This is a genomic window from Pseudomonas putida, from assembly GCF_028682455.1.
GTDB classification, from domain to species: domain Bacteria; phylum Pseudomonadota; class Gammaproteobacteria; order Pseudomonadales; family Pseudomonadaceae; genus Aquipseudomonas; species Aquipseudomonas putida_AA.
Genome location: NZ_JANHLD010000004.1, coordinates 386,819 through 398,808 on the forward strand (window position 1 = coordinate 386,819; position 11,990 = coordinate 398,808).

At 63.3% G+C, this 11,990-nt stretch carries 8 protein-coding genes and 1 riboswitch; of the genes, 3 read left to right on the forward strand and 5 right to left on the reverse strand.

Going from position 1 to position 11,990, the window contains the following annotated elements:
* Positions 1-15 precede the first annotated feature (15 nt).
* From NPS58_RS24920 to NPS58_RS24940, 5 genes are all read right to left on the reverse strand, one after another.
* On the reverse strand, positions 16-2,742 hold the full coding sequence (locus NPS58_RS24920; protein WP_274117913.1) for a helix-turn-helix transcriptional regulator: 2,727 nt from the start codon (positions 2,740-2,742) through the stop codon (positions 16-18).
* Positions 2,743-2,946: 204 nt separating this feature from the next.
* A complete protein-coding gene (locus NPS58_RS24925) occupies positions 2,947-4,311 on the reverse strand; it encodes a DUF1329 domain-containing protein (protein WP_274117914.1) in 1,365 nt (454 codons plus the stop codon).
* 27 nt (positions 4,312-4,338) lie between these two features.
* Positions 4,339-6,225, reverse strand: coding sequence for a DUF1302 domain-containing protein (locus tag NPS58_RS24930; protein WP_274117915.1), 1,887 nt, complete (start codon positions 6,223-6,225; stop codon positions 4,339-4,341).
* Positions 6,226-6,558: 333 nt separating this feature from the next.
* On the reverse strand, positions 6,559-8,241 hold the full coding sequence (locus NPS58_RS24935) for a fatty acid--CoA ligase (RefSeq protein ID WP_274117916.1): 1,683 nt from the start codon (positions 8,239-8,241) through the stop codon (positions 6,559-6,561).
* Positions 8,242-8,364: 123 nt separating this feature from the next.
* Positions 8,365-8,994 carry a LysE family translocator gene (locus tag NPS58_RS24940; RefSeq protein WP_274117917.1) on the reverse strand — a complete coding sequence of 210 codons (630 nt, stop codon included), beginning with the start codon at positions 8,992-8,994 and terminating at the stop codon, positions 8,365-8,367.
* A gap of 146 nt (positions 8,995-9,140) precedes the next feature.
* Here NPS58_RS24940 and NPS58_RS24945 point away from each other — a divergent pair, with 146 nt between their 5' ends.
* From NPS58_RS24945 to NPS58_RS24955, 3 genes are all read left to right on the forward strand, one after another.
* Positions 9,141-10,106 (forward strand): 2-hydroxyacid dehydrogenase, encoded by a 966-nt coding sequence (locus NPS58_RS24945; RefSeq protein ID WP_274117918.1) that lies wholly within the window; start codon positions 9,141-9,143, stop codon positions 10,104-10,106.
* A 50-nt stretch (positions 10,107-10,156) separates the two neighbouring features.
* On the forward strand, positions 10,157-11,155 hold the full coding sequence (locus tag NPS58_RS24950; protein WP_274117919.1) for a class I SAM-dependent methyltransferase: 999 nt from the start codon (positions 10,157-10,159) through the stop codon (positions 11,153-11,155).
* A 38-nt stretch (positions 11,156-11,193) separates the two neighbouring features.
* Positions 11,194-11,315, forward strand: a riboswitch (yybP-ykoY riboswitch).
* An 87-nt stretch (positions 11,316-11,402) separates the two neighbouring features.
* The gene (locus NPS58_RS24955) at positions 11,403-11,990 is read left to right on the forward strand and encodes a TMEM165/GDT1 family protein (RefSeq protein WP_274117920.1); all 588 of its coding nucleotides are present in this window, start codon (positions 11,403-11,405) and stop codon (positions 11,988-11,990) included.

Genomic DNA, 11,990 nt, shown 5'->3' on the forward strand with positions numbered 1-11,990 from the left:
TTGCGCCGTGTGCCGTCAGTTCAGCAGGCCCAGGGCCTTGGCCCGGGCAACGGCCTGGGTGCGCCGCTCGACCCCAAGTTTGCTATTGATGTGGCTGGCGTGGGTCTTGACGGTGTGCAGCGAGATGAACAGGCGCTCGCTGATTTCCTGGTTCGAGCAGCCCTGGGCGATAAGCTCCAGCACGGCCGTTTCGCGGGCGCTCAATGCCTCGCAACTGCCACTGCCGGAATCCTGCGCAGCCTGGAGGGCAGGCAGCAAGGCCAGCAGGCTGGATTGCGCCGCACCTGCAGGCTGCGCGAGCAATTGCTCGCGCAGCCACACCGGGTGTTCGCGCAGCAGGCGCTGGAAGGCCTGCACGGCGCCACCACGTGCCGCATCGAGGCTCAGCACCAGCAATTCGCGGGCCTGGTGTTCGCTGTTGTTGGCCAGCAGCAGTTCGATCCACTGGCACAAGGCGGTGACGCACAACAACTGCCCGCCACTGGCCTGACCGCGCGCCACCAGCGCCTGCAAGCGTCGTCCGGACTGTTCCAGGCGCCCTTGGGTGCGCTCAAGCAGGGCTTGTTGCAGTTCGATGTGCAAGGGCAGCAACGGATGAAATTCCGGTGCCGAAGCCGCCTGCTTGCCGCCATAGGTCTGGCCCAGGCGCAACAGCCAGGATTCGGCGAGGTCGATACGCCCCTGGGCCAGCCACAGCTCGCATTTGACCAGGGTGATCATCGCCAGATAGAACACTGGCGGCACATCCCAGATGTGCATCAGCCGCTCGGCTTCGGCAAGCTCGGCGAAGGCTTGGGCAAAGCGCCCTTCACGGCCATCCAGCGAGGCGATCACGCAGTGGCCGATCAGCACGCTGATGTCGCGACAGGCCCGCGCCTCGACCAGGCCTGCGCGCAGGCGACTGCGGCCGGCGTCCGGTTGCAGGCGGGCGGCCAGCAGATACCCCTCATACAAGGTCAGCCGCGCGCGCACCGCGTACAGGCGTTGCGCCGACAGCCCTTGCAGGCGCTGCAGGCCCTGGCGCACTTCGTCCTGGGCGCGCAGCACTTCGCCACGGGCGTGCAGCACCCGCGCCCGGTCGTAGTGGGCCAGGGCCTCGAACAACGGATTGCCGACCCGCTGGGCCAGCTCCAGAGCCTCGCGGTTCCAGCCCCGGGCACGCCAGAAGTCGCCATCGGCAATCGCCAGGTTGGACAACGTCGACAGGCACACCAGCCGCTGGCCATATCGCTTTGGCGGCAAGCTGTGCAGCGCTTCGCTGCAATAGGCCAGGGTGCCTTCGCGATCGCCACGCCCGCGGGCGATGACCCCGCTCAGCGCCAGCCACTGCGCCAGCATGGATTTTTGCGCCGTCGCCGACGGTGCCGGCAAGAAGCGGCTCAGGTGGCTGGCCAGCTCTTCGGCGGCATCCAGTTGCCCGGCCAGGCCCAGGGCCCAGCTGTACAGCACGATCAGTCGCGGGGTGCTGATCAACAGGCTGTCGGGCAGGTCCATCTTCCAGCGCAGCAACATGCCCACGTTCTGCTCGGCCAGCAGCTGTTCCTCGGACAGGTTCTGCACCAGGTTGGCGGCAACATCCAGGTGCCCCGCGCGCAAGGCCTGCTCCACCGCCTCATCGAGCAGGCCCTGGCCATGGAACCAGCGGCAAGCGCGCAGGTGCAGGCTCGACAATGGCAGGCTGGTCTGGCGGCTGCGCAACAGATCGGAAAACAGGTGGTGGTACCGGTACCAGCGCCCATGCTCGTCGAGCGGTACCAGAAACACCTGGTGCGCTTGCAGGTAACGAATGATCTCGGCGCTGTCGTGGCTTTCGCGCAGGGCGTCGCACAGCTCGCTGCAGAAGCGCTCCTGGCAGGCGGTGTCGTTCAGGAAGCCCTGGACCTCGGCTGGCAGGATGTCGATGACTTCTTCGAGCAAGTAATCGCGGATCAGGCCTTCGCCGCCATGCAGCGCCTGCGGCAAGGCGCTGTCGGCCCCCGATTCGCTGGCCGCCAGTTGCCAGAAGCGCAGGCCGGCCACCCAACCGTCGCTACGCTGGATCAGGTTATCCAGCGCTTGACCGCGCAACACGGTGGGCTGCTGGCCCAGCACCGCCAGCGACTCGTCCGGAGTCAGGCGCAGGTCCTGTTCGTTGAGCTCCAGCAATTGGCGCGACAGACGCAAGCGGGCCAGGTGCCAGTCCGGGCGCTGGCGGCTGGTGACCAGTAGCACCAGGCCCGGCGGCAGGTGATTGAGAAAGAACTGCAGGCAGCGATCGAGTACCGGCCCCTGGGCCAGGTGGTAGTCGTCCAGAACCAGCAGCAAGGGATTGTGCGGTTGCAGGTGGCGGGCCAGTTCGTCGAGCAGGCCGTCGAGCCACTCTTCGAAGGCGAAGGGTTGATGGCGCTGGCGCATCTTCAGCAGGCCAAGGGCCTGGTTGCCCACCGCCGGGCAATACTGCTGAAGACCCTCGAGCAAGCGTTCAAGGAAACGCCCGGGGTCATTGTCCCGGCGACTGAGCCCCAGCCACAGGCTGCTCCAATGATTGGGCAGGCCCTGGCAGAACTCCACCGCCAGCGAGCTTTTACCGAAACCGGCGGGGGCATTCACCAGCAACAGGCGCCCGCCCAGCCCCGACTGCAGTCGCTGGCACAACCGCGCCCGCGGCACATGCCCTTCAGGCAGTGGCGGCCGATAGAAACGCCCTTCCAGGGCACTCATGGCCTGGCTGGAGAACCCTTGCGTACGGGACAGATCAGTCATCGCCGGCTCGTTTTAGTTAGGGAATCTTCGGCAGTACGGGTCAGGGCAGACTAGCGGTTATATCGACGCATTTGAAGATGATTGCCCCGCATTGCAGAAAAAAGACTACATCAACGAACGACATTGTTTATTTCAGCATGTGACACAAACAGAAACGCCCCGGCAAGCCGGGGCGTTCTGGGAGATCACACGGAGGTTTGAAGCTTAGCGCACACCTTCCTGGCGAAGCGCTGCGGGCTGGAAGTCACCGAGGGTGGCCGTGAAACCGAAGTCGTATGCCCGTTTTTCCTCGTTCTTCATGCCCAGTGCCAAATAGCGACCCGACTGCAGGTCGTAGATGGCTTCCAGGGTGTACCACGGCACCTGGACGTTGTAGTAGTCCTGGGAGTGGGCCTCGGAAACGCGCCACAGTTGATTGCGACCGTCGTACTGGTCGATCACCGAGGCCTGCCAGGTGTCTTCGTCGATGTAGAAGTCACGCTTGGCATAGATATGACGCTGGCCTGGCTTGAGGGTTGCCACCACATGCCATACGCGGCGCAGCTCGTAGCGGCTCAGGTCCTGGTTGATGTGTCCAGGCTTGATGATGTCCGCGTACTTGAGTTTTGGATCGTCCAGCTTGTAGCTGTTGGAGGCGATGTACATCTCCTTCTTGCCTTCGAGTTTCCAGTCGTAACGGTCTGGCGCGCCGTTGAACATGTCCAGGTTGTCGGAGGTACGCAGACCATCGGCTGCGGTACCCGGACCGTCGTAGGACACTTGCGGCGCCTGGCGTACACGACGCTGGCCGGCGTTATACACCCACGCCTTGCGGGGTTCCTTGACCTGGTCGAGGGTCTCGTGGACCAGCAGCACGGTACCAGCAAGGCGCGCTGGGGCCGTTACCTTCTGCTTGAAGTAGAACAGTACGTTGCCCGGGTTGGCCGGATCGTAGCCCTTGATGCGGTCGCGGAACACGAACTGGTCCTGGAAGTACACCAGGCTGAACGAGCCGTTCTGCTGCGGCGTGGCCTGGGTCACCAGGCGGGTCACGCTGCCGCCGCGGTAGCGGGTGATGTGGTTCCAGATCACCTCGACGCCATCCTTGGGAATCGGGAACGGCACGGCGGTATCGAAGTTCTCCAGGCCGTTGCCACCGGCGACCAGCTTGGTGGTGGTGGCGTTCTTCTTGATGGCTGCAAACACCTCATCCGGCACGGTGGAGCCGCGGTGGGTCGGATACACCGGGATCTTGTAGCTGTCCGGGTAACGCTTGAACATCGCGACCTGGCCCGGGGACAGTTTGTCCTTGTACTGGTCGACGTTCTGCGCGGTGATGGTGTACAGCGGCTTCTCGTTGGCATATGGGTCGGCCAGGAAGCCCTTGGCATCGACAGCGCCGGCGTTCTTGCCCAGCGGTTTCCAGGCGCTGATCGATCCATCGGCGTTGCCGGCCTTTTCAGCCCCCATCGGGGTCAGCGTGGTACCCAGCTTGGCGGCCTCGTCGGCGGACACCGCCGCCATGACGCTGGTGGCCAGCAGCGACAAACCCAGCACACCGGCTTGCAGCAGATTCTTGGTCATTTTCATATTCATGCTCGTCCTGAATCCGTGTTCTTAGAAGTTCACGCCGAAGCTGAGGGCGATGAAATCGCGATCATCCACAGTGGTGTACTTACCGTCGAAGAAGTTGGTGTACGACAGGCTGGTGGTGTAGGTGTTCTGGTACTCGGCGTCCAGGCCCAGGCTGATTGCCTTGCGGCCTTCCTCGAAGTTGCCGCCAGGGCCCGGGGAGTAGCCGGAGACGTCATGGGACCAGGCCACGTTAGGCTTGAGGTTGACCCCGGCGAAGACGTCCGGGTAGTCCCAGATCGCCCGGGCGCGGTAGCCCCAGGAGGTGCTGGTGGTGTAACCGTCGTTTTCGCACTTGCGGCTGAGGTTGGCGGTGGAGGCGCCCGGGCCGGCACCGGCGATGGTGCTGGTGTTGAGTGCCACACAGGTGTCCTGGCCGCCAGTAGCCGGCAACGGACCCGGGCCATAGACAGGGTCACGGCCATAACGGACTTCGCGGGCGTTTTCCAGGCCGCCGACGTGGGTCACGCCTACCTCACCTACCAGGGTCAGACGGCTGGCGCCCATGACCTGGTCGAAGAAGTGCGTCAGGGTGGTCTGGAACTGGGTCACTTCCTTGCGGCGGTAACCGTTCAGGTCCTGGCCCGGCACACCGTTGAGCAGGGAGGCGTTGGCCAGTGCCCCACCAATCGGACGCACGCCGGCGAACAGGATGTCGGTGGTGTTGAGCTGCACAGGTGCGTTTGGCCGGTAGCTGATTTCACCGCTCCACGCAGTGCCGGTAGGCAAGGTGGTGGAGAAGCTCAAGCCGTACAGGCGGATGTCTTCGGGGTACTCGACGAAGTATTCGGAATTGCCCGCCACGATCAACGGGGCCAGGGGGCGCAGTTGCGCAGGCAGGCCGGCGAGGCCTGCGTATACCGACGGATCGGCACCGTGGGCACTGAAGATCGGTGCGCGGCTGTGATAGTTCATGAAGTAGGCACCGAATTCGGTACCCAGCGGGTCGTACATGTAGCGCAAGGCCACACCGAACTGGCCGCTGTCGCGGGCATCACGGTCGGCGCCGCGGCGCACCATCACGCCTTCTTCGTTGATGTCCACGCCACGGCTGGCGAGAAACTGCTGGGCCGCTGGCGGCACGGTGCGGCTGCTGTTGAGCACGCGCAGGTTGTCGGTACAGCCGTCAGCAATGATGTCGGGTTGGGAGAAGAAGGTGCCGCAGTTGTCGACGACGGTCTGGTCCCATTCGATCTGGTAGAAGGCTTCGGCCGAGAGGTTGTCGGTCAGGCTCTGGGACACATAGAACATGTTGACCGGGATCAGGCCTTCCTTGACCTCGGCGCCAGGCCGGCGGAAGGCGGCCACGTCGACCGGGTTGATCGAGTTGATGCCGTTCTGGATAAAGGTACTTTCACCCCAACTGACCACCTGCTTACCCAGGCGCACGGAGCCCGGCTGATCGGCGATTGCATAGTTGTGGTAGACGAAGGCGTCGAGGATCTGTCCGCCGGAGGACTGGGCGCCCTCTTTACGGTTGTCATCGCTGATGTCCTTGAACTCGCGGTGTTCATCCTTGAGCTCGAAGTCGTACCAGTACTTGCCCCGGACGAACACACCGGTGTCGCCGTACTTGAGTTCCAGGTCGTGGATACCCTTGAAAATCTTCGAGAAGGTTTCACCGCGCTTGAAGTTCAGGTGGCCATCGTCGGAGGTCTGGGACAAGCCCTTGCCACCGTTGTTGACGCCGATCAGGTTCTCGTTCGGCTTGGCGGTCGACCAGCTGGCGCCCACGGATAGCGACGAGTCGAACTGACCTTCGATTTCACCGATGTTGAAGCTGACGCCGAACGCAGGACCGGCGAGCGTAGAAGCGAGGCTGACGGCCAGTGGCAGTTTTGCCCGGCGCCAGAACAGATTTACTGATGTCATCGACGCTACTCCATGTACTTTTATTTTTATGGCAGTGAGTCCTTTGCAGAAACGACCCGTTCGACCTGGTGTGAGCTCACCGAGCGGTCGCGCAAGTGGCTTGGCACATACATGTGCATCCCCCGTTCCTGAAAATCCCCTGACCCGACTATAGCCAGCAGGTACTGGCGCTTGATCCCTCTAAAGTGTGATTTGCATGCCTGCCCTCCTGGCGTGTCCGTCATGACCTGCCGTAGCGCGGCACGGGGAAGGATGGCTGAAAATTCTCGTTTGACAAGGCTGACATGCGTCTAGCCTGCGGGTCACACCTGACCGGGTGTGACCCGCTCGCGTTCAGAGGGTGGACAGAAATGTACTGTTACTGGCTTGCCATTGGGTGATGTCCAGGCGGATACGCTTCTTGTCGAGCTTGCCGACGCTGGTCTTGGGAATTTCGGTAACAAGAGCGATCTGGCTGGGAATCGCCCACTTGTTGATATGCCCGAGCTCCACGAACGGCTTGAGGTGCTCCTTGAGCAACTTGGCGTCGACGCTCTGGCCTTCGTGCACTACCAGCAGGGCAAACGGACGCTCGCCCCACTGCGGATCGGCCACGCCGACCACGGCCACTTCGCGGATCGCCGGGTGACGGCTGATCAGGTCTTCGAGCTCCAGCGAAGAGATCCACTCGCCGCCGGTCTTGATCACGTCCTTGATGCGGTCACGGATGTCGATCACGCCCATGCTGTCGAGGGTGGCCACGTCGCCTGTGTGCAACCAGCCGCCTTGCCACAGCTCACGGCCTTTTTCGGGCTCGCGGAAGTAGCCCATGGTCAGCCAGGGTGCACGCAGCACCAGTTCGCCCTGGGTTTCGCCATCGGCCGGGAGGAACTTGCCTTCGCCATCGACAATCGCTGCTTCGACCAGCGGCACCGGCACCCCGGCCTTGATCCGGTAGGTGATGCACTCGTCTTCGCTGCCCGCCAGCAGCTCGTCGTTGAGGTGGGCGGCCGATACCAGCGGGCACGTCTCGGACATCCCGTAGGCCGCGGTCAGCTGGATGCCGCGGGCCTTGGCGGCTTCGTACAGCGCGCGGTTCAGCGAACTGCCGCCGATGATGATCTTCCAGCCGCCGAAATCCTGGCCCTGGGCGCCCTTGGCGTTGAGCAGCATTTGCAGGATTGTCGGCACGCAGTGGGAGAAGGTGACCTTTTCGTTGCGCCACAGCTCGCACATCATCTCTGGCTCGTAGCGGCCCGGGTACACCTGCTTGATCCCCAGCATGGTCGCCACATAGGGAATGCCCCAGGCATGAACGTGGAACATCGGGGTGATGGGCATGTACACATCGTCGCTGCCCAACAGGCGCACGCTGTCGATACTGCCGGTGACAGAGGCGGCGGCCAGGGTGTGCAGCACCAGTTGCCGGTGGGTGAAATACACCCCCTTGGGGTTACCGGTGGTGCCGGTGGTGTAGAAGGTGGTGGCGACCGAGTTCTCGTCGAAGTCAGGGAAGTCGTAGACCGGGCTTGCCGCCGCCAGCAGTTGCTCGTACTCGCCCACCAGGTTCGGCAGGTCGGCCGTCTTGGATTCGCCGTCGGTCAGCAGCAGGGTTTTCTCTACCGTGGTCAGCTGGCCGGCGATGGCCTGGTACAGGCCGACGAAGTCGCTGTTGACCAGCACGAAGCGGTCGTCGGCGTGGTTCATGGTGTAGAGGATCTGCTCCGGTGACAGGCGCACGTTGATGGTGTGCACCACCGCGCCAATCATCGGGATGGCAAACATGCACTCCAGGTAACGATGGCTGTCCCAGTCCATCACCGCCACGGTATCACCGGCCTTGACCCCGGCTTCGGTGAGTACGTTGGCAAGGCGGGCGATACGTTCGTTGAGGGTCAGGTAGCTGTAGCGCAACTGGTCGCGGTAGACAATTTCGCGGGTTTTCTCGTAGCGGCTGCCGGACAGCAACAAACGCTTGATCAGCAGCGGAAACTGATAGGCGCCCTCGGCGGGAGGAATGACACGAGTCTGCAACATAAGAGTCCCTTTTCTAGAGTGCACAAGCGGGGCAAGTCATTGCCCACTCTAGAACGCCGCCACGCCGGCCAAATCAGCCAAAGGAATGATTTGACCGGGCGAAGGGTTAGCGGCAAATCGCCATCAATGCATCTCGGTGAAGGCGATTTTCACACCCAGGGCAATCAGCACTGCGCCCATGGTTCGGTCGAACCAGTGGCCCATGCGGGCAAAGCCTGCGCGCACCCGTTGCTGGCTGAACAGCATGGCCACCAGGCAGAACCACAAGCCAGTGGCCGCGGCCAGGTACACGCCATAACCGGCCTGGATGGCCAGCGGGGTGTGCGGGTTGATCACCACGGTGAACAGAGACAGGAAGAACAGCGTGGCCTTGGGGTTCAGACCGTTGGTCATAAAGCCTGCGACGAAGGCTGCGCGCGGCGTGCGCTCGACGGTCGAAGCCTGGATCGCCTCGCTGCCCGGCGCTGCCGGGCCTGCGCGCAGGGCCTTGAAGCCGATGTACAGCAGGTAGGCAGCGGCCAGCCACTTGAGCGCGTTGAACAGCACGATCGACTGCGAGACGATCAGGCCGATACCCAGCAGCGAGTAGCCCACGTGCAGGAAAATCGCCATGCCCACGCCAAAGGCCGTCCAGGTACCGGCGCGACGGCCGTGGGTCACGCTCTCGCGTACCACCACGGCAAAATCGGGACCGGGGCTGGCCACCGCCAGCAAGTGAATCAAGGCAACAGTGAGAAATTCAGCCCAATACATGGGGGCTCCTTGCGCTGAGGGATGAAAAAAGAAAACTACATTACGCCTCAGACACACCAAGTAACAACCTATGCAAGACCTCTCCTACATGGAACCAGGCTGCAAAAGGCGTTAACGTTCGAGCCGATCATCACAGGAGCCCACCCATGTCCGCCCCACGCCGCGCCGTATTCCTCGACCATCTTTCCCTGGACCTTGGCGACCTGAGCCTGGAGCGCCTGCGTGGCTGTTTCGACGAGCTGCAGCTGTACCCGGCCACCACGCCCGATCAGGTCGCCGAGCGTTTACAGGGCGCCACCGTGGCCATCAGTAACAAGGTGATGATCGATGCCGCCGCCCTGGCCGCCTGCCCTGGCCTGGAACTGATCCTGGTGGCGGCCACCGGCACCAACAATGTCGACCTGCAGGCCGCCCGTGCCCAGGGCATCGTGGTCAGCAACTGCCAGGGATACGGCACACCGTCGGTCGCCCAGCACACCCTGGCCCTGCTGCTGGCCCTGGCCACGCGCCTGCCCGACTACCAAAAAGCCGTGGCGCAGGGGCAATGGGGCCAGGCCAAGCAGTTCTGCCTGCTGGACTTCCCGATCGTCGAACTCGAAGGCAAGACCCTGGGCCTGCTCGGCCATGGCGAACTGGGGGGTGCGGTAGCGCGCCTGGCCGAAGCCTTCGGCATGCGCGTGCTGCTCGGCCAGTTGCCAGGGCGTCCGCCACGCGAAGACCGCCTGGCGTTGGATGACCTGCTGACGCAAGTCGATGCCCTGACCTTGCACTGCCCTCTCAACGAGCACACCCGCAACCTGATCGGCGCCCGCGAACTGGCGCTGCTCAAGCCGGGGGCGTTTGTCATCAACACAGCGCGCGGCGGCCTGATCGACGAGCAGGCCCTGGCCGATACATTGCGCGCCGGGCACTTGGGCGGCGCGGCAACGGATGTACTGAGCGTCGAACCGCCGGTCAATGGCAACCCGTTGTTGGCCGGCGACATTCCACGCTTGATTGTCACCCCGCACAGCGCCTGGGGCGCAGTAGAGTCGCGCCAGCGCATCGTCGAGCAGTTGAGCGAGAACGCCCAGGCCTTTTTTGCCGGCAGCCCGCGCCGACAGGTCGCTTAAGCCGCCGCCAGCTCTGGTAGACTGCGCCACTTTTTCAGGAGCCGTCGTCCATGGACCCGCGCAGTGAAGTGTTGCTTCGTCAGGCCGAACTTTTCCAGGGTTCGTTGTTGCTGGCCGGCCTGCCCGCCGACGACTTGCTCGGCAAGCTACCTGCCGCCCACGGCTGGTGCTGGCACGCCGGCGACCAGGGCGCAATGGATGCCCGATTTGCCGGCCGCTGCCACTTTGGCGTAGAAGCGCCTGCCCAGGGCTTTGATGCCACCGTACTGTTTCTGCCCAAATCCCGCGACCTGGCCAACTACTTGCTCAACGCCCTAGCCTCGCGCCTGGCCGGGCGCGAGTTGTATCTGGTTGGCGAGAAACGCGGCGGTATCGAAGGCGCGGCCAAGCAGCTACACGCCTTCGGCAAGCCGCGCAAACTCGACAGTGCCCGTCATTGCCAGCTGTGGCAGGTCACGGTCGAACACGCCCCCGAGGCCAAGCCCCTGGAAAGCCTGGCCGAACGCTTCGAGCTGCCCCTGGCCGATGGCGCCTTGCAGATCGTCAGCCTGCCGGGCGTGTTCAGCCACGGCCGCCTGGACCGGGGCACCGCACTGCTGCTGGAGCACCTGGACCACCTGCCGGTGGGCAAGGTGCTCGACTTCGGCTGTGGCGCAGGTGTGCTCGGTGCCACCCTCAAGCGGCGCTACCCTCAAAGCCAGGTGACGATGCTCGACGTCGACGCCTTTGCCGTGGCCAGCAGCCGCCTGACCCTGGCGGCCAATGGCCTGGACGCTGAAGTGATTTGCGGTGACGGAATCGACGCTGCCCCCCGTGGCCTGGATGTAATCCTGAGCAACCCGCCGTTCCATACCGGCGTACACACCAACTACCAGGCATCGGAAAACCTGCTGAAAAAATCAGCCGATCATCTACAAAAAGGTGGGGAACTTCGCCTGGTTGCCAATAGTTTCCTGCGTTACCAGCCGCTGATCGAAGCTGCCCTCGGCAACTGCCAGGTACGTGCCGAAGGGCAAGGCTTCAAGATCTACCAAGCGACGCGCGGATAAAATCAGCGCTTGCCGAAACGGATTTGCCTAGGCAGAATCCGCTCCGTCCTAGGGGAGTAGTCTCCCGCGAGCACCCAGCTCGCCCGGTACGCGTCAACATACTTGGTCCGCAGACCATGGCGCGTGCGACCCACGGTCCGCACAGACGGACCCAGGGTTTGACAAGACCTATGACACGCACACCTTACCCGGGGCGGGAAGGCTGTACGTGTCATAGCCGTGTCGACCCGCCCCCGTAGGAATCCTGATGCTGGAATCATTACTCGTACCGACCGCGATCGTGGCCCTCGCCGAAATTGGCGACAAGACCCAATTGCTCGCGCTCATCCTCGCGGCCCGCTTTCGCAAGCCCTGGCCGATCATCGCCGGTATCATCGCCGCCACCCTGGCCAATCATGCCGCCGCCGGTGCGGTAGGTGCCTGGTTCAGCACCTTCTTCTCCGCCGCTACCCTGCACTGGATTCTCGCCGCCAGCTTTGCTGCCACTGCGTTGTGGACACTGATTCCCGACAAGATGGACGATGACGAAGCCAGCACGGCCCGTCGCTTCGGCCCATTCCTGACCACACTGATTGCGTTCTTCATTGCCGAGATCGGTGACAAGACCCAGGTCGCCACGGTCATGCTGGCTGCGCAATACCCGCACCTGATCATGGTCATCATTGGTACCACCCTGGGGATGTTGATTGCCAACGTGCCGGTGGTATTGGCGGGCAACTTCGCCGCCGAGAAACTGCCGTTGACCCTGATTCGTCGCCTGGCGTCGGCCGCCTTCTTCGTGCTGGCGGGCGTGGCGGTGTATTCGGCGATGCAGGTCAGTGGCTGGATCGGGTAA

Bases quoted from the DNA above. Each gene is read 5' to 3' on its own strand.
- NPS58_RS24925 (WP_274117914.1), bottom strand. From the start codon at position 4,311: ATGAAAATGACCAAGAATCTGCTGCAAGCCGGTGTGCTGGGTTTGTCG.
- NPS58_RS24955 (WP_274117920.1), top strand. From the start codon at position 11,403: ATGCTGGAATCATTACTCGTACCGACCGCGATCGTGGCCCTCGCCGAA.
- NPS58_RS24935 (WP_274117916.1), bottom strand. From the start codon at position 8,241: ATGTTGCAGACTCGTGTCATTCCTCCCGCCGAGGGCGCCTATCAGTTT.
- NPS58_RS24950 (WP_274117919.1), top strand. From the start codon at position 10,157: ATGGACCCGCGCAGTGAAGTGTTGCTTCGTCAGGCCGAACTTTTCCAG.
- NPS58_RS24920 (WP_274117913.1), bottom strand. From the start codon at position 2,742: ATGACTGATCTGTCCCGTACGCAAGGGTTCTCCAGCCAGGCCATGAGT.
- NPS58_RS24930 (WP_274117915.1), bottom strand. From the start codon at position 6,225: ATGACATCAGTAAATCTGTTCTGGCGCCGGGCAAAACTGCCACTGGCC.
- NPS58_RS24940 (WP_274117917.1), bottom strand. From the start codon at position 8,994: ATGTATTGGGCTGAATTTCTCACTGTTGCCTTGATTCACTTGCTGGCG.
- NPS58_RS24945 (WP_274117918.1), top strand. From the start codon at position 9,141: ATGTCCGCCCCACGCCGCGCCGTATTCCTCGACCATCTTTCCCTGGAC.